The organism is Leptonema illini DSM 21528 (genome assembly GCF_000243335.1).
Lineage (GTDB): Bacteria > Spirochaetota > Leptospiria > Leptospirales > Leptonemataceae > Leptonema > Leptonema illini.
In genome coordinates, this window is record NZ_JH597773.1 from 1,763,755 (window position 1) to 1,780,302 (window position 16,548).

A 16,548-nucleotide genomic window follows, 5' to 3' on the forward strand; every position below is an offset into this window, starting at 1 on the left:
GATCACATCCGTGAGATGAAAAATAGCGAGCCGGCATTGGAAGCCGGCGCGCGGATCGAGGCGGCTGGGGCTGGGCCGGAGACTTGTGGCAGTGAGGGAGGCTGGAGTCTTGTCGCGGCCAGGGAGTCAGGGGGTGGCGGGAGACGGGCCGAGATTTTTTATTGACAGAGCAGTGTGATCGGGAAGAATCGTGCGGGGGATTCTTGACTATTCGCCCGGAAGCAACGGCCGTTAACCGGCACTCGAAATAACTCTCCTCTCCCCTTTCGCACTAAGAATTTTTCTCCTCCTTCCTCCCCTCCGCGCCCGCTGTGCCCTCTGTGCCCTCTGTGGTTATCCTCTTGATTTCGTCCGCCCCTCCAGGAGAAACCACACATACAGAGCGACAGCCCATATCACGATGCAATCACTCGTCCCATCTTATTGAAGATGTATCCATGAAACGGGAGGACGGCATACCAGTACGCTCTTCCAGAAAGCCCGAGAGGGCGAAATGTAGCCGTTTGATGCAGACCCCCTTCTGCATCTATCCGGAACTCAATCCATGCCTCGCCCGGGAGTTTCATTTCAGCATACAGCAGGAGCCGCCCCTCGTTTCGATCCGCATAAAGGACTCTCCAGAAATCGAGAGCATCTCCCGGCTCCAGACGGTTCGGATGCGTTCTTCCTCTACGAAGACCTGGACCACCGAATGCCTTGTCGATCAAACCGCGAAGTGACCAGAGCAGAGGGGCCGCATACCAGCCTCTCTCTCCTCCGATCGACCAGATTTTCTCAAGGGATCGTTCTCTATTCTGAGTTTGAAAGGTTCGTCTGTCCTGAAAGCAGCCATGAGTCGGAATCTGTACATGATCGATTATACGAAGAGGAACCCTTCCCGGCGCCGTGACCATGGAATCCTTCCAGCTCGATACGACATCGTTCTGTTCAATTCGCTGAAAGGCGATTCGAATGGCCTCATCAAAACTGAGAAGCTCGATATCGAGATCTTCAGCCAGAGAGTTGGGGCGAGCAATGACTTCAACCTTCATACTGTTTACAAGGTTAACAGCAAGACTGTAAGAGGTGGCCGTTACAAAATAAAGCCAGTAAGAGGAGAGTCTGGGCGTCATAATGGGGATCGTGATGATCACCCTTCGCAGGCCTCTTATCTTCGCAAAAGAGAGTAGCATCTCTTTATATGTCATGGACTCTTTTCCAGCGATGTCAAAGCTCTTACCGAAAGCAGGTTCAAACATCAGAACACCCGAAAGAAACTGCAGCACATTTCGAATCGCGATCGGCTGAGATTTTGTATTGAGCCAGCGAGGAGTCACCATAACGGGGAGTTTTTCTACAAGATCCCGCATGATTTCGAAGGAGGCACTTCCCGATCCCAGGATGATCCCTGCGCGAAGAGTGGTCAGCGCATATTTCCCTGTAGAGAGAATCTCTTCTGTCCGCTTGCGAGAAGCGAGATGTTTGGATAACGAGGTATCGTTTACGATTCCAGAAAGATAGATTACCTGGCGGACAGAGGTTCTGTTGATGGCTGCCAAAAAATTCCGGGCCTGTCTCTCTTCGAGAAGAGAGAAGTCGCCGCGAGTGTCGCTCATAGAGTGCATCAAATAGTAGGCCGCATCGATATTCTGAGGGATGGACTCTGGCGGGCTTTCTGCGAGAAAATCGGCTTCGATCACCTCAAGAGCAGGATGAACCTCTCGAAACCGATTCTTATCCCGAACCACTGCAGTTACAGTATGCCCCTGCTCGAGCAGTATGGGAAGGAGCCTGCGGCCAATGTAGCCTGTGGCGCCTGTGAGAAGTATATGCATCGATAGATCTCCCTGAATGCCCTGACTGTATTCGCGAACCGCTGATTCACTGTGATACGGATCCCGCCGGCAATTCCAACATTTTTTCGTTCCATGAAAGTGCTCCGAAAATGCTCAGCTTACAGTACAGGAGCAGATTATGTGTCGTAGGGCCGGCTGCGCCCTCTGTGGTTATCCTCTTGATTCTCCACGCTCAGCCGCCCCGATAAATCCTTGACGTCTTCTTGCGTCCTTGATCTCATGAGACGCAGGCAGATCTCATGAAGAAGTGGCTCAAACGATACGGAATTCTTTTCTTTATTTCGCTGCATGGCTACTTCCTCATCATCATGCATTACTTCTTTCAGAAAGACGTCTCGTATGCGGCCGTCATTGCCATCGCCATTGCCGTCGCTCCGTGGATACTGACGATCATCCGACGGCTTGAACTGCCACAGGGCTGGGCCGTCGAGTTTCGAGTGGAAGAGGAGCTGCGCGAGATCCAGGAGCGGGCCATCAAAAGCGGCCTGGTCAAAGAGAATCAGAAGACCGGCGCATCCTATAGCTTTCAAACGGTGCTCGACACCGATCACCGCCTCGCCCTCGCCGGATTGCGAATCGAGATCGAATCCCGCCTGCGCAAGATCGCCGATTCCTACGGCATCAATACGAATCATAAAGGCGTTGGACATCTCATTCGAGACCTCTCGGGCAAAGGCTCGATCACCGAAGAGCAGATCGCCGTCATCCGTGACCTGCTCGGATTGCTCAACCGCGCCATCCATGCCGACGATATCGATCTGACCTCGGCGCAATGGGCGGCGAACGAAGGGGCGGCGCTTCTGAACGGTCTTGATCGCCTTTCCGCTTCACGAGCGGAGCGGCGAGTCGAGACAAAGAAGACGGTGCGGCGTCCGACACGACCCGGTTAACGTCGGATCACATCTTCGCTATACGTCGCAGCGTGCCAGGCGAGAAGAAGGCTTCAAGAGCGGCGCCTTCATCAGAGAGCTCGACGACGGCCAGCGACGCCTTCTTGAGCTCAAAACGGGCGCAGGCAGCCGGCTGGTAGACAAAGCGACGATCTTCATCACGTCGGATGTTGTTCTCAATCATATGACCGAGGAACTCCCCCAGTTCGGGCTGATGGGTAACGACGGCGATACGCAGCTCATCGAGCGACCCTTCGTCGGCGGCAAGATCGTTCAGGGCCGAAACGTAGTCCTTCATCTCAGCACCAGGATTCAGCGCCGATACGGATCGGATGTCGCGACACTTCCAGACCCCGCTCAGCACCTCGGCCGTCTGCACCGAGCGAAGCGCCGATGACGTGAGGATGATATCTGGCGCAGGATACAGGGCGGCCATTCCGCGAGCGGCCCGCTTCGTCTTTTTGCGACCGTCGTCGGTCAGGGGCCGCCGCAGGTCGTCTTCGGTACTGTGTTGCAGCGCGCTTTCGGCGGCAAGCCCGTGACGGATCAAATAAAGAATCATACGCTTCCTTGCCCTGATCGAGTGCGACGACAATACCTTTTCGGCCGCAAAGATGACAGATGCGTGAAAAGAAAAGCCGCTCAGCAAGCGAGCGAGAGACATTTTTGGTTTGTCGGATAAATGCGCCAGGGCAGAATTCGCCATGCTGCGCCGCCTCTGGACCATCATCGATGAACGACTGATCATGCCCTTCCGGGAATCTCATGCTCCGGTAGAAGAGGTGGCGCGAGGCACCGTCGTCGGATTGATCTGGGCCCTGACTCCGCTTGTGGGGATTCAGATGTATCTTGTCTTTATGACGTGGACGATCGCCCGACTTCTGCGCATTCGATTCTCACTCGCCATCGGTATCGCACTCGTATGGATCACCAATCCGCTCACCATGGCCTTCTTCTATTACGGATTTTACGAAACCGGGCGTTTCTTCCTGCAATTCATGAACCTCATGCACTCCGATCCGATCACCATGGAGCGCATCGCCGTGCTTGTCGACGCCGCCGGTCAGAAATCATTGATAGACGGACTCATCTACTGGTTTGAGACGTTCTTGCGCGATTTCGGTATTCCGTCGCTCATCGGCGGCTTCGTCTGGGGAGGCATCAGCTCCGTGGTAGCCTATCCATTCACGATTCGGATGATGAATCGCCACCGCACGCGCCTTGCTGAAAAAGAAGGCCTGACGTTAGCCGAATGGGAGAAACGCCATATTCATCGCTTTGCCGATCTCGCCCGTCACGGCAAAGAAGAGCTTCCTCCGTATGTGGGAGAGCACGAGGCACCCGCTGAGGCCGTTGCACGCACGGGCTTCCAGCCGCCTTCGACAGGTCGCCCCGCAAAACCAGCCGCGAGACCGGCAAAGAAGGCCACGTCGCAAACGAGGAATAAGTCGAGTGCGAATGCAAAGCAAGCCAGCGCTAAGCATGCGAACTCTAAGACAGGGAAGAAAAAGGCGTCCTCCTCCGACAAAGCGGGCCCGCGCAAAAAGAAATCCGCCTGATGCCCGAGCAACAGAAGGGCGCGACTCCTCCGAGTCGGAGTATCAAAGCTCGAGCAGTTCGGGTGGTTTGACTGCGCCGGGGGGCCGGATGCTATGTTTGTAGCGTTCTCGTGAGTTTTCTGGCGACAGCATCGACGCAAATGGTGCAAAACACCTCCGCATTCCAATGTCCCCCCACGTAAGATGGTTCAGTTCCACCAGTCTCAAGGATGATCACCCCCATTGCTACAAGCATCAGGTAGACAAAGATATAACACCTCGAATACCCCGTCGCATTAGAAATCGCCGACAGCCGCCCCCAATCCCGGTCATCGGGATAAAAATTCACCCGCTGCAATTCCTGCCCTTCCTCCTGATACTGCTTCTTCCATTTACCGCTGCTCTCAAGAAAGCTCAGTTTGTATTCCAGCAAAGGATCATCCATAAGCCCGCTTAAAAAGGAGGAAAGCGCCCAATGCTCGATCTTAATGTAAGGACTCCGCCAGAAGTATTGCTTAAAGTAACAATCCGGGATAAGTAAGGTGGAGCGGGTCCGGTAGTAGGGCTCTCGATCGGCTCGCGTCTGTTCGTTCATACAAACGGAAGGTCAAGGGCGAGCCAAATTGCTGCAGAAAAAACTGTGTCCGACATAAAAAAGGCGCCCCCTGAGAGGCGCCTCTTCGGTCAGCGTAACCGATTCGTTATCGAAACAGACTCAATTCTCAGCGCCGATCACGAACGTGTAGTTCGTCGTCGCCGAACCACCGATGTTCAGCATCAGTCCGTTCTTAGCTCCGGGAACCTGATAGCCGCCGGCCTGATCGGTTACCTGCTTGTACAGGTCGAGCGCCATACGCACGCCCGATGCACCAACCGGGTGACCCGCTCCGATCAAACCGCCCGACGGATTTACAGGCTTGCGCTTCAAGCGCTTCACGCTGTCGGCGTCGGTGATGCCGTCCATCGAGATCGTTCCGTCTTCAATGACCGTATGCTCTTCGCCCGGCTTTGTCATGCCATACGCCGAGATCGAAGCGTACTCGCTCGAAGTAAAGCAGTCGTGCGTTTCAATAACGTCGATCTTATCGATATCAAGGCCGGCGCGCTTGTAGGCGTCGACGACAGCCTGACGTGTCCACGGAAGGATGTACTCGTTATCCTTTGATTCGGCCATCTTCTTCTCGAAAAGAACGGGGGCAACACGATGTCCCCAGCCTTTCAGTTGTGCGAAGGTTTTCATGGTACGCCCGGTCTTCTTCGAGAACTCCGACGCATACGAAGGAGAAGCGAGCACCAGCAGAGCCGCTCCATCGGTAACCTGCGAACAATCCGAGATTGCAAGCCGTCCGCCGACCTCGGCGTTATACTTGCCGCCACGCGTCGTGGCCTGCTCTCTGTTCATGAACCATGTGCGGGTTTGCGCGTTCGGATTTTTCTTCGCGTTGCCATAGTTGATGCGCGAGATCTCGCCGAGACCGTCAAGGATACGCTTATCGCCGATTTTCGAGCCATAGCGCTCGATCACGCGGTCCGCAAGCTGTCCGAACAGCTTCGGGAACGGCAGGCTAACGCCCTTCGCTTCCTTCTCGTAGTAGGCGGCCGTTCCGAGGAAGTCGCCACCGACCATCGAGCTTACAGACTTCATGACCTCGACGCCGACCACGATCGCTACGTCGTAATCTCCGGCGCGGATCTTTGCATTTGCAGAATCAAGGGCAACGGACCCCGATGCGCAGGCTGCTTCGTAGCGGGCGCCCGGAACACCGTAGAAGGCCGGATGAACCTCGGTCAGGAAGGCGCCCAGATGGCCCTGATTTGCGTACTGCTCTGCATCAAAGTTGCCGACGAAAACGGCGACTCGGTTTTCTTTATTCAATCGGATGATTTCATCATAGTCCAGACCGACCTCGGCCAGTCCGTCATCCACAACCTCTCGCAGCATGGACATGAAGGTTTTTCCTTCTTTCGTCCAGTTTCTCGAAAAGTCAGTCTGAGCTCCGCCCAGAATATACGTTGCACTCATCACTTCCTCCAGGTTTGGCCTCGGGCCACGGACAGCAGAGACGATCTCAGCACTCCGGATAGGAAGTGCCCGGACCGTCTCTACGACGTTCTGATTACAGCATCCTGAAAAGTCGGCCTGGTGGCAACAAATCTTTGAGTAGCAGCTACATGCAAACCTACAACAAACTCACCTGCTTCCGCCTCCTGAGAAATCGAACTCTTTTGCCCATCGTTGTCTCTGATGACACCCGACTGAGCAAAAGTCTGAGTGGTGTGCATAGCAAAGCCAAAATTGCTCCAATTATGAACCAAAAAATAGTATGATGCTCCAATCATGAATCAAATCTGCTTGCCGGGCTCTCGACCTCCTTCTACCTTGAATCATGAGCCGGCCGGCAGAACGCGTTTACTCCCGCTATACAACCGAAGCTCTAACGCTTTTCGGTCGCTTGATTCGCATCTCTCGCCTGCGAAGACGCATGTCGGCCCAGGAGCTGGCCAGGCGTGCCGGGATTTCTCGAGGGTTGCTGCAACGCATTGAAAAAGGCGATCCTCGCTGCGAGATCGGTGTTGCCTTTGAACTGGCTGCCCTGCTTGAGCTGCCGCTCTTTCATGCCGATCAAGAGCAATTGCAGTCCCGCAACCGCCTTGCAGACGAAATGATTGCGCTCCTGCCTCAGCCTCGAGCTGGTAAACTGCAAGAGGTAGACGATGACTTCTAACGCCCCGACAGAGGCCTTTGTATGGGCATGGCTGCCTGGCGCTCTGGAGCCCGTCGTCGTCGGTCGCCTGAAAGAACAGTCCGACAGACGGCTGCTTTTCCACTATGGCCGCAGCTATCTTGATCGCCCCGATGCCATTCCACTCGATGATCGCGAGCTGCCACTACAGAAGGGATTCTTGCCCCTTTTTAACGGATTGTCCATACCCGGATGCCTTCGCGATGGTTCTCCGGATGCATGGGGCAGACGCGTTATACTGAACCGCATCGTCGGCGCATCGGACGATACGATGCAGCTCAACGAAATCACTTATATGCTGGAATCAGGTTCTGATCGCGTGGGAGCTCTTGACTTTCAGAGGTCTGCGACGGAGTACGTGCCCCGGCTTGCCGGTCCGGCTACGCTTGAAGATCTTCTTGAATCGGCCGATCGCATCGAACAGGGCAAACCTCTATCTCCCGATCTTGTGCAGGCCTTACAACACGGAACCTCAATCGGAGGAGCCCGGCCCAAGGCCTTGATCGAAACGAATTCCGAAAAGTACATTGCAAAGTTCTCAAGCAGCACGGATATCATGAACTTCGTTAAGGCTGAATTTGTCGCCATGCGCATGGCCGACCGACTCGGCCTTGATGTGGCGCAGGTTCGTCTTGTGAAGGCAGCAGGCAGAGATGTTCTTTTGATCCGGCGCTTCGATCGACTGCATACATCAAAGGGATGGCAGCGACGATTGATGCTCTCCGCTCTCACATTGCTACAGCTTGATGAGATGATGGCACGCTATGCAAGCTACGAAACATTGTGCGAAATCATTCGCCATCGTTTCGGGTCTCCTGAAGCGACACTGCGAGAACTCTTCGCACGTCTCATCTTTAACATCCTCTGCGGGAACACAGACGATCACGCCCGCAACCATGCGGCCTTCTGGAACGGCACGACCCTTCAGCTAACGCCCGCCTACGATCTATGTCCGCAACCGCGTGCAGGCAATGAAGCGACACAGGCTATGCTGATTCAAGGCGAGAACCGATTCAGTCGCCTTGACGTCTGCATCGGCGCAGCAGCACAGTTCCTGTTGTCACGGGAAGAGGCAATAGCCACCATCGACAGGTTGATTTCCGGAATTCAGGAACACTGGCAGGCAGTCTGTGACGAGGCTGAGCTTTCAGAGGTCGATCGACGTCTGCTCTGGAGGCGTCAGTTCCTGAATCCTTTTGCCTTTACTGTTAGTGCAGAAGCCTCTAAAAAAGGCTCTTTTAGCGATAAACTGTCCGAGCACTGGAAGAGATTCCTCTGACGCACCTGCCCGCCCCCGGTTTGCGCTTGCTTTCACGCTTCGCTTTCGGAGCCTGACCTATATGGCAAACATACAGGCACCAGGCATCGAGGAGATCGCTGGCAGCGTTCCCTTCCAGAAAGATGCTATCATTCAAAAAGAGTACGGCCGGTTCCTTGAGGATTTCGTCGACGGCGACCTCTACGTGCATCCCCGCGCCTTTACGATCTCGCACAGCTTCGCTCAGGAGTATGCGACCACCTTCCACGAAGCCGCTCCGCTGTTTCTGAGCGCTCCTTATGCGAAGGCGCACGGGTTTAACGACATGCTTGTTTCGCCGCTGCTTGTGTTTAACATCGCCCTGTCTCTCGGAGTGCAGAACAACTCCGAAAAGGCGATGGCCAATCTCGGTTATTATGATGTTACCTTCCTGAAGCCCGTGTATCCGGGCGATACGCTGCGTTCGCGAACAAAAGTTCTCTCGAAGAAGGCCCGCGGTGGGGACAAGCCCGGTATCGTGCACGTGCGCACCATCTGCACCAACCAGAACGGCCAGCCCGTTCTTCAGTATGAGCGCAAGATTATGGTTCCGCCGCGAGGCGATCGACCCGCATCCAGCTCGAATATCGCCTCCACGCCCGATGCGACGTTCCCCGAGCAGAGCAAGCCTGTCATCGAGCTGCCCGAGCTGCCGACGCTGAACAGAGATGTAATCGAGCATACGGGCCGCAATACCTACTTCGAAGATTTTGCAGCCGGGCAGATCTACGTTCACCGCAACATGCGCACGATCTCTGACGAGCATATGCCGTGGACCTATCGCGTCGGTAACACACATCCGCTGCATTATGATCGTCTCTATTCAAAGGCACAGTCCGGACCGATGAGCGGCGAGCCCATCGTTTACGGCGGCCTCGTTTTCGGCTGGCTGGCCGGCCTTGCAAGCCGTGATACGGCAGAAAACATGCTCTGGGATCTCGGTTATACCGAGGGCTACCATACGCAGCCTGCCTTTGCCGGCGATACGGTTGGTTCGATCTCGCGCATTTTGAAGACAGAAGACGGTCCGATTCCCGGAACGGGCATCGTTCACATCCAGCTGATCGGCGTGAAGAACATGCTCACCATGGAAGCCGTTCAGAAGTTCGGCGAAGACCTCTTCATCAAAGAGAACAACAAGAAGGATCTCGGCAAAGAGAAGATCCCCGAGAAGATTTTCGAGATCGAGCGCAAGCTTCTGATCAAGAAGCGCCCGTAAAAAGCCGGGCCTGAAAAGCGGGCCCGCGTTCATTTCTGCTTGCACGGATGAGAAATCCGTGCAAATCATTCTTTAATTCAGATAGCGTCTCAAAATGATCCCGGGACGCCCTCTATACAAAACTGGAGTCGCCGTATGTTGCAGATTGGAAAGGAACTGAGTTCCGGCCGTTATGATGTTCTGATCGTCGGGGGCGGCATTACGGGCATCGCCATCGCCCGCGAAGCCGCTGAGCGCGGCCTTTCCGTATGCCTTGTCGAAAAGAACGATTTCGGCGGAGCGACCTCGGCATCAACGTCAAAGCTGATCCACGGCGGATTGCGTTATCTGGAGAACTTTGAAATCGGCCTTGTGCGCGAGTCTCTTGCCGAGCGGCGCATTCTCGGTCTGGCCGCTTCTCATCTTGTGAAGCCGCTGCCCTTTATGATTCCCGTTCTGCCGTGGAGCAAGCCCGGCAAGCTCATCCTTCGAACGGGCCTGTATATGTATGACGCCCTTTCGTATGACCGCAATCGCGACGTACCCGAAGGGCATCAGATTCCAGGCTCCGTTTCGCTCTCAGAGCGTGAGGTGCAGGCCGTTGATCCGATGATTGCATCGATTGCGAAAGGGGCGCTGCTTTACTACGACTACCAGAGCCTTCATCCCGAGCGCCTTACCCTGGCCTTCCTGAAATCCGCCTTACAGAAAGGAGCCGTCTTCTATAACCACACCGAAGCTACGGGCTTCATCGTAGAAGAGGCCGGAGGTCGACGCAATCTGCAGGGCGCTGAAGTGCGCGATACGATCACCGGAAAGACGGCGACGATCCGCGCAGGTATAACGATCAACGCCTCGGGCCCCTGGATGGATCTCGTGCTCGGCCTTGCCGATCGCAAATCCGAAACAAAGCTCTCTCGCTCGACCGGCATCCACTTTCTTACGAAGCCGCTTTTCAAGCATAACAACGCCGTGCTCTTCCGCACACGCAGCGGTCGTCACTTCTTCGTCGTTCCGTGGGAGGGCTTCTCGCTCATCGGTCCGACCGATCGGCCTTACACAAAGCATCCCGACGAGCTGCGCCCCGGTCAGGACGACTTCGATCAGCTTTTCGAAGACATCAACGATACGTTACCCGGTGCTCCGCTCACGCGCGATATGATCGTCGATATTCCCATCGGCATCAGACCGCTGATCTTTTCGGGCAAGAGCACCTACAAGGCTTCGCGACGCTATGAGATCCTCGATCACGAATCGAAGGGCCTGCATGGCCTCATCTCGGTCGCCGGCGGCAAATGGACGACGTCGCGCCAGCTTGGCGAAGATGTGATGACGCTTGCGTTATCGAAGCTGCCCGATCCGGGCAACGTGATGAACGTCAACACCGGCGAGCTACCGCTTTTCGGATCTCCTGGCTTCGGCAATCCCGACGACATCTATATCGACTTCAGCCTGAAGAACTTCTCAACCGAGGGCATCTCACCCGAGGTGCACCGGCACCTTATCTCGATGTATGGTACCGAACATACGCGCATCCTCGAATACGTTCACAAGAAGAAAGCGCTTGCGAAGCCCGTTTCGGATCGCTTCCCGACGAAAGATATCATGGCTCAGGTGCTTTTTTCCGTCGAGCATGAAGGTGCGCGCACCGTATCTGACATCATCCGGCGACGCATTGCGCTCGGTACCTACGGCCTGCCAACCGAGAAAGAGCTGCTTGCCGTTGCACAGCTTGCAGCGCCTTTACTCAAGTGGAATCAGACGGAAGTCCGCCGGCAGGTAAAAGAGGCCCTGGCCGAATATCCGACAGAACTGATGGGCGGGAAGGCGCAAGGACCGGCCGGCTCCCGGACGACTGCGAAGAAGTCTGCCCGCACAGCGGCGAAAAAGGCGGTCAAGAAGTCCGTGAAAAAGACTGCTAAGAAGGCAGCCAGAAAGACCGGCAAGAAGACCTCGAAGAAGGCGGCACGACGCTGATCAGAAAAAGGACCGGGCATTGCCCGGTTTTTTTTACGTATGAACCAGCGATAGAGCAGCCGCTTCACTCATCAGACGGGCCAGGTGCAGATCACGGCTTGTAACGGAATCTGCATCATGGGTATAAAGCTCCACCTCCACCCTGTTGTAAACGTTCCTCCAATCCGGGTGGTGGTCCAGGTGTTCGGCATGAATCGCACAATGAGCCATGAAGCCGAAGGCCTGCGCAAAATCCGAAAAGCGGAATTCGGCACGAAGTCGGCCTCCTTCATAACGCCAGCCGTGCAGATCTGTAAGAGCGGCACGGATTTCTGAATCGGTCAGTGCTTTCATACACCGAACGTAACAGGTTCAGGCGCTTCGGACGAGCAGAAAAACGCCGCCTGTAATCAAAAGTGTGCCGCCGATTCGCTCCCACGTGACCGTTTCGCCGCTGTAAATCCCGTAAATCAACGTCAGCAGGTAGCCGACCGACATCAGCGGACGCACAAGACTCAGATCCTGCACGGAAAGCACGGCCAGCCAGAGCAGAATCGAAAGTCCGTAGCAGACGACGACGCCAAGTAGAGGCGGCGAAGTGAGCGCTTTGAAGAAATAAACGACAAGCGCCGCCGTTCCATCATGCAGAGGAACGGGCCCGGCCTGCTTCATTCCGATTTTCATGAGAATCTGACCCAGCGCCCCGAGCAGGATGGCCAGGGCAAGAAATGTCCACATTGTTCCCGGTTTCACGGAACCGTTCTGCGAGCCGGCGGCAGGTGGTCGAGCATTCCCCACAGGAACTCGCCCAGCAATCCCTCGACGACCGATTCGATACGCGGCAGCTCCTCGCCCGGAAAGGCCTCGCCCTCCACCTGTCGGGAAAAGTCCCACTGCTGACCGTTTGCGTATGTGACCTGAATTTTCAGATGAACGAGATAACGACCCCGTCGATGCGGCCTGACGGTCTGTATAAACTCCTGCGGAGGATACCACTGAAGTTCTCGCTCTAAGAGAACGATTTTCAAGACGTCGTCGGCCTTCTCGTCTACGATGTAATCGCTCCCTTGCAATGCCGATGCAACAGACGGCCCTACGATATCGACAAACGAACCGCTGCGATTCGTCGCCCGATGCGAGAAGAGGCGGCTAACGGCAAAGGTGCGAAGCCATTCTTTATCGTGGATCTGTTCTCCTTCATAAACGACTCGGATCGGTCGCATGCGTGTCGTATCACGAGCGGAAGGCGGCACGACAGGAGGTTTAAAATTCGTTTCACTGCATGCGGCCAGAGCGATCAATATGGCCGCCATCAGAGGGAAGAGAACGGACCTCCCTGTATGCAGGAAGGTTAGTCCGACCGAACTCTGAGAAAGCTCTGGCTGATTCAAGATTCGGCCTTCTTCAGATGCAGACCAAAAAGCAGTACGCCCTCGGGAAGCATCTCGCTTTTAAAATGCGAGAGCATGGAATGCATCTCTTTCAGCTCTTCTTTACGTCCGTCGAGCGGCGTGTGGATATACAGACTTGCATGCACGGGTAACTCAAGCGGCTGCATCGGAATATGCAAATCGTTGATACCAAGCGGAATGCCCGATCTGACCGGAAAATGATAGTGCCCGTTTTCGATCATCACAAGAGGCGGCATACCCGCCATAAACACCCTGACCATGGCAAAAGAGGCGTCTTCCTGCGTAGCATCAGAAATGGAAAGCGTCGCCGCCGCGACAAGCAGACCATTCTCTTTCGCGAATCGATCAAGCTCGGTACGCAACGAATCGCCGTTGATTTCAGACCTATCGTTAGCCGAGCGAAAGAAATCCTCCACTGCCGAAAGGCGATCTTTCACATCCTCTACGGAGCAGGCAACAAGCTGCACAGATCGGCCTTCATTGCTCTGCATCAAGAGCGCCCTGTAGCCGTTTCCCGCTTTGAATCGAACGCCAAAAACCCCTGCGCTTATCGAACCTTTTTTTTCGGATTCAGCCGGAGCAAAAACATAGGCCATAAACCGGTAAGGGCCTACGGTCAGGTCGCTGTGCTCATAGATCATTCTCTTCCTCGCACGTTTCAGAGCAGCTGCAGGTTGGATTGCACCGTCTGTAATCTCTTTTTCATCAATTCCTGATTCGCCGTCGGAGCAAGCCCTTGAAGCTGAATCATCTTTCCCTTCCATTGCAGATGCCGCTCGATGGCCGTCTTTTTGCCGTCTTCGATCGTGAAGACGAACTCCCGCCCTTTCTGGCCGGCGACAAGAACCCATCCTTTTTTCAAGATATTACAGCCGCATTGCTTCTGGAAAAACGTCTCATAATCGCCGGCAAGGTGATCGCGAAAACCCGCGCCGAGAATGCGAATCTCGATACGCGACGAAAGCGACTCGCCATCCCACCATTCAAAAACGTAGAAGTCGTAATTCGTTCCTTCGAAGGAATGCGCGACCGATCCGGACGGAATGCGCGTCTCTAAAAGCTCTGTTCGGTCGCGGAAAACGATCTCTTCGGGAGAGCCCGGCGCGTCGTCGGTTGAAATGGTTTTGCAACTGATAACGGAAAATACGACAAAAAACAGAAAAACTATTGCTGAACGGAAAAGGACCACAGTATCAAGAAGCCGCGAAAAGCCTGCATGTAAACTGATTTTTGAATGCAGCCCTCGCTTTCGCCGAAAAACTGGTTTATGCGACTGGGGCTTGTGCGATACCTGAACGCACGTCCGCTTGACTTTGCCTTCCAGACCGATACGGAGCGCTGTACGGGCGTTACCTGTCATCCCGATACGCCGGCCCGTCTCGTTGAGCAGCTTCTTGCCGGCGAGCTTGATGCGGCGCTGATCAGCTCGGTCGAATGCTTTCGTAATGCCGATCGCCTCGCCTGGTGCGACTCCGTCGGCGTTGCCAGCGAATCCGAAGTGCAATCCCTGCTCTATCTGCGTCGTGAATGCGACGACTTAGACATCCCCGTAAAAAGGATCTATCTCGACGAAGGCAGCCGCACGACGGTCGCCCTTGTTCGTCTGCTCTATCTGCGTCGTTTCGGCCACCTGCCGGAATGTGTTTCCCTGCCGCCCGAAGAAATCCCCGCAATGCTCGACGCCGATACGGCAGGGCTGCTGATCGGCGACGCGGCGCTGTCAATGTTCAAATCGCCGGCGGGGTTTCATTTTCACGACCTTGTAACATGGTGGCGTTCTGAGACCGGTCTGCCCTTTGTTGCCGCTCTGTGGGCGTATCCGAAAGAAAAGGCCGCTCTATTCAAAGACGGGTTCTTTGAATCATCCCTTGAATGGGGGCTGGCTCGCATGGACGAGATATTAGCCCGATACGGAGAAGAGTACAGAGCTTACTTAACGGAAGCCCTGCATTACCGCCTTACGGCAGAGGACCGCCGGGCCCTTGCTGTGTTTTCGGGCCTTCTTCAGGAGAAGGGTTTGCTTTAATCTCGACGCTCCAGAGCGTCTCTTTCGGTTGAAGCATCGTGCGATCGAGCGGAAAGGCGAAATAGACGACACCCGGTGAAGGCAGCGTACCCTGATTCGACGACAGGTCAAAATACCAGGGGCAAACGATCGTAAACTTCATCGTGCGACCTTTCAGCTGTTCGAGAATCGTGCGGTAGGCCATTCTGTAGACACGAATCTGTCTGCCCTCTGTTCCCGATTCAAGGCCGGGAAAGGATCTGTACAGCCGCAACGTGCCCGCCCCCTGAAAGATCTGCGTATCACCCGGCAGATAGGTCTCCAGCTCTTTCACCTCATGAAAGCGGATACGATAGCTGACCTTCGCCTGCTGGAACGGCTCACCGGGAATGCGCTCTGCGACAAAATCCTGTAACTCGGGCTTCACAGGAAGATGATTGTAACGGGACTTTACATCGACAAGCTGTGACGGTAAGAAGGCGATCAGCGACTTTCCGGTTTCTTCGTCGATGGGAACCGTATAATTGAATTCTATGACGCCCGAAAAGTCTCGATGAAATACGATCTTCTCTTCGTATTCGAAGCAGCTCGCGAGCATTAAGGACATACCGATCCAGGCAAGCAGGCGAACGCTGCGAGCGTGTTTTCGGAATTTGCTTTGCCTGCACACACTGCTCATAAATCTGTTCGATAGCTTTTAAGGGGCCTCTCTGCCGTCATGCAAAAACCGATCCGACGACTTTCAGACTATTTGCGGATGATCAAATTCTCGCACAGCCTTTTCGCCCTTCCCTTCGCCGGTGTCGCCCTCGTGCAGCTTCTCTACTACGATCCTTCTGTTCTGGAGCGATCGGATTTTCTGAAGCTGCTTGCCGGTATCGTCATCTGTATGGTCGCCATGCGCAGTGCGGCGATGGGCTTTAACCGCATCGTCGACCGGCGTTTTGATGCGGCCAATCCACGCACGGCGAACCGCGAGATTCCGTCGGGAACGATCTCTCTTTCAAGCGCCGTCTTTTTCGTCGTACTCTTCCTTGCGATATTCGTCGCCGCCGCCTTCTGGATTCAACCTCTTGCCGGATGGCTTTCGCCCATACCAATCATCGTCACGCTCGGATATTCGTTTACAAAGCGCTTTACCTGCCTCTGCCATCTCGTACTCGGCCTTGCTCTTGGCCTTGTTCCTCCGGCCGTCTGGGTCGCCGTAGCGGGAACAATCACGATTGAGCCTCTACTCTGGATGCTCGGCGTCGCCTTTTATACGGCGGGTTTCGACATCCTGTATGCGTCGCAGGATCTTGAATTCGATCGCAACGTCGGATTGCGCTCTATTCCGGCACGGTTCGGCCTTTCAAAGGCCTTCTGGATCGCGCGTAGCTTTCACCTGCTTTCGTTCCTCACGTTTGTCAGTGTTGCCCTGCTGGCCGGGACGGGATGGTTCTTCGCCTTTACGCTGGCCGTCGTCGGTGGGCTGTTTGTCTTTCAGCATGTGCTTGTGGGGAACGGACGGCTTGATCGTATTCCCATCGCCTTTTTTAATGTCAATGCCGCCATCAGCGCCGTCATCTTTATCGGATTGCTTGTGGACAGATTTATTCTGCCGGGCTTTCTTTAAGGTACAGACGGAAGCCACGAATTGAGACAGCGATCGGGCTCTTGCCTTTCAGGGAAGC

18 protein-coding genes are annotated in these 16,548 nt (G+C 55.0%); 8 read left to right on the forward strand and 10 right to left on the reverse strand.

From position 1 onward, the window contains the following. Positions 1–395: 395 nt before the first annotated feature. Positions 396–1,814, reverse strand: coding sequence for an SDR family oxidoreductase (locus LEPIL_RS08040; RefSeq protein WP_002771675.1), 1,419 nt, complete (start codon positions 1,812–1,814; stop codon positions 396–398). A 260-nt stretch (positions 1,815–2,074) separates the two neighbouring features. Between LEPIL_RS08040 and LEPIL_RS08045 the strand changes: the two genes are divergently transcribed. Then, on the forward strand, positions 2,075–2,725 hold the full coding sequence (locus LEPIL_RS08045; RefSeq protein WP_002771677.1) for a hypothetical protein: 651 nt from the start codon (positions 2,075–2,077) through the stop codon (positions 2,723–2,725). A gap of 7 nt (positions 2,726–2,732) precedes the next feature. Here the strand turns inward: LEPIL_RS08045 and LEPIL_RS08050 are convergent, their stop codons facing one another. Beyond that, the gene (locus LEPIL_RS08050) at positions 2,733–3,287 is read right to left on the reverse strand and encodes a SixA phosphatase family protein (protein ID WP_002771679.1); all 555 of its coding nucleotides are present in this window, start codon (positions 3,285–3,287) and stop codon (positions 2,733–2,735) included. Between the two features lie 142 nt (positions 3,288–3,429). Here LEPIL_RS08050 and LEPIL_RS08055 point away from each other — a divergent pair, with 142 nt between their 5' ends. Continuing rightward, positions 3,430–4,284 (forward strand): DUF2062 domain-containing protein, encoded by an 855-nt coding sequence (locus LEPIL_RS08055; protein ID WP_002771681.1) that lies wholly within the window; start codon positions 3,430–3,432, stop codon positions 4,282–4,284. Positions 4,285–4,375: 91 nt separating this feature from the next. Here the strand turns inward: LEPIL_RS08055 and LEPIL_RS08060 are convergent, their stop codons facing one another. Beyond that, entirely contained in the window at positions 4,376–4,858 is a 483-nt protein-coding gene (locus LEPIL_RS08060) for a DUF1564 family protein (protein ID WP_002771683.1), read from the reverse strand. Positions 4,859–4,978: 120 nt separating this feature from the next. Next, positions 4,979–6,289 carry an acetyl-CoA acetyltransferase gene (locus tag LEPIL_RS08065; RefSeq protein WP_425435271.1) on the reverse strand — a complete coding sequence of 437 codons (1,311 nt, stop codon included), beginning with the start codon at positions 6,287–6,289 and terminating at the stop codon, positions 4,979–4,981. A gap of 361 nt (positions 6,290–6,650) precedes the next feature. On the opposite strand from LEPIL_RS08065, the gene LEPIL_RS08075 reads away from it, so the two are divergent. From LEPIL_RS08075 to LEPIL_RS08090, 4 genes are all read left to right on the forward strand, one after another. Continuing rightward, positions 6,651–6,989: a helix-turn-helix domain-containing protein gene (locus LEPIL_RS08075; protein ID WP_002771687.1), complete on the forward strand. Its 339-nt coding sequence runs from the start codon at positions 6,651–6,653 to the stop codon at positions 6,987–6,989. Next, a complete protein-coding gene (locus LEPIL_RS08080) occupies positions 6,979–8,286 on the forward strand; it encodes a type II toxin-antitoxin system HipA family toxin (protein ID WP_002771689.1) in 1,308 nt (435 codons plus the stop codon). Before LEPIL_RS08075 ends, LEPIL_RS08080 begins: the two co-directional genes overlap by 11 nt. A 61-nt stretch (positions 8,287–8,347) precedes the next feature. Then, positions 8,348–9,523, forward strand: a complete 1,176-nt coding sequence (locus LEPIL_RS08085) for a MaoC family dehydratase (protein WP_002771691.1) — start codon at positions 8,348–8,350, stop codon at positions 9,521–9,523. A gap of 135 nt (positions 9,524–9,658) precedes the next feature. After that, complete coding sequence (locus LEPIL_RS08090; protein ID WP_002771692.1) at positions 9,659–11,479, forward strand: glycerol-3-phosphate dehydrogenase/oxidase; 1,821 nt, start codon at positions 9,659–9,661, stop codon at positions 11,477–11,479. A gap of 33 nt (positions 11,480–11,512) precedes the next feature. Here LEPIL_RS08090 and LEPIL_RS08095 read toward each other — a convergent pair whose 3' ends face one another. From LEPIL_RS08095 to LEPIL_RS08115, 5 genes are read right to left on the reverse strand one after another with little or no spacing between them, the layout of a single operon-like run. Further along, entirely contained in the window at positions 11,513–11,812 is a 300-nt protein-coding gene (locus LEPIL_RS08095; RefSeq protein ID WP_002771693.1) for a 4a-hydroxytetrahydrobiopterin dehydratase, read from the reverse strand. A gap of 18 nt (positions 11,813–11,830) precedes the next feature. Beyond that, a complete protein-coding gene (locus LEPIL_RS08100) occupies positions 11,831–12,211 on the reverse strand; it encodes a DMT family transporter (RefSeq protein WP_143464855.1) in 381 nt (126 codons plus the stop codon). Further along, positions 12,208–12,849, reverse strand: coding sequence for a hypothetical protein (locus LEPIL_RS08105; RefSeq protein WP_002771695.1), 642 nt, complete (start codon positions 12,847–12,849; stop codon positions 12,208–12,210). Before LEPIL_RS08105 ends, LEPIL_RS08100 begins: the two co-directional genes overlap by 4 nt. Continuing rightward, positions 12,846–13,511, reverse strand: coding sequence for a hypothetical protein (locus LEPIL_RS08110; protein ID WP_002771696.1), 666 nt, complete (start codon positions 13,509–13,511; stop codon positions 12,846–12,848). Before LEPIL_RS08110 ends, LEPIL_RS08105 begins: the two co-directional genes overlap by 4 nt. 17 nt (positions 13,512–13,528) lie before the next feature. Then, on the reverse strand, positions 13,529–14,059 hold the full coding sequence (locus LEPIL_RS08115) for a hypothetical protein (protein ID WP_002771697.1): 531 nt from the start codon (positions 14,057–14,059) through the stop codon (positions 13,529–13,531). A gap of 78 nt (positions 14,060–14,137) precedes the next feature. Here LEPIL_RS08115 and LEPIL_RS08120 point away from each other — a divergent pair, with 78 nt between their 5' ends. After that, complete coding sequence (locus LEPIL_RS08120; RefSeq protein ID WP_157135041.1) at positions 14,138–14,896, forward strand: menaquinone biosynthesis protein; 759 nt, start codon at positions 14,138–14,140, stop codon at positions 14,894–14,896. Here LEPIL_RS08120 and LEPIL_RS08125 read toward each other — a convergent pair. After that, complete coding sequence (locus LEPIL_RS08125; protein WP_143464856.1) at positions 14,829–15,482, reverse strand: LIC11874 family lipoprotein; 654 nt, start codon at positions 15,480–15,482, stop codon at positions 14,829–14,831. The two genes, LEPIL_RS08120 and LEPIL_RS08125, sit on opposite strands and share 68 nt — an antisense overlap. Positions 15,483–15,593: 111 nt before the next feature. Between LEPIL_RS08125 and LEPIL_RS08130 the strand changes: the two genes are divergently transcribed. Beyond that, positions 15,594–16,490: a UbiA-like polyprenyltransferase gene (locus LEPIL_RS08130; RefSeq protein ID WP_002771706.1), complete on the forward strand. Its 897-nt coding sequence runs from the start codon at positions 15,594–15,596 to the stop codon at positions 16,488–16,490. Positions 16,491–16,548: the final 58 nt, after the last annotated feature.

Bases quoted from the DNA above. Each gene is read 5' to 3' on its own strand.
- LEPIL_RS08040 (WP_002771675.1), bottom strand. From the start codon at position 1,814: ATGCATATACTTCTCACAGGCGCCACAGGCTACATTGGCCGCAGGCTC.
- LEPIL_RS08045 (WP_002771677.1), top strand. From the start codon at position 2,075: ATGAAGAAGTGGCTCAAACGATACGGAATTCTTTTCTTTATTTCGCTG.
- LEPIL_RS08050 (WP_002771679.1), bottom strand. From the start codon at position 3,287: ATGATTCTTTATTTGATCCGTCACGGGCTTGCCGCCGAAAGCGCGCTG.
- LEPIL_RS08055 (WP_002771681.1), top strand. From the start codon at position 3,430: ATGCTGCGCCGCCTCTGGACCATCATCGATGAACGACTGATCATGCCC.
- LEPIL_RS08060 (WP_002771683.1), bottom strand. From the start codon at position 4,858: ATGAACGAACAGACGCGAGCCGATCGAGAGCCCTACTACCGGACCCGC.
- LEPIL_RS08075 (WP_002771687.1), top strand. From the start codon at position 6,651: ATGAGCCGGCCGGCAGAACGCGTTTACTCCCGCTATACAACCGAAGCT.
- LEPIL_RS08080 (WP_002771689.1), top strand. From the start codon at position 6,979: ATGACTTCTAACGCCCCGACAGAGGCCTTTGTATGGGCATGGCTGCCT.
- LEPIL_RS08085 (WP_002771691.1), top strand. From the start codon at position 8,348: ATGGCAAACATACAGGCACCAGGCATCGAGGAGATCGCTGGCAGCGTT.
- LEPIL_RS08090 (WP_002771692.1), top strand. From the start codon at position 9,659: ATGTTGCAGATTGGAAAGGAACTGAGTTCCGGCCGTTATGATGTTCTG.
- LEPIL_RS08095 (WP_002771693.1), bottom strand. From the start codon at position 11,812: ATGAAAGCACTGACCGATTCAGAAATCCGTGCCGCTCTTACAGATCTG.
- LEPIL_RS08110 (WP_002771696.1), bottom strand. From the start codon at position 13,511: ATGATCTATGAGCACAGCGACCTGACCGTAGGCCCTTACCGGTTTATG.
- LEPIL_RS08120 (WP_157135041.1), top strand. From the start codon at position 14,138: ATGCGACTGGGGCTTGTGCGATACCTGAACGCACGTCCGCTTGACTTT.
- LEPIL_RS08125 (WP_143464856.1), bottom strand. From the start codon at position 15,482: ATGTCCTTAATGCTCGCGAGCTGCTTCGAATACGAAGAGAAGATCGTA.
- LEPIL_RS08130 (WP_002771706.1), top strand. From the start codon at position 15,594: ATGCAAAAACCGATCCGACGACTTTCAGACTATTTGCGGATGATCAAA.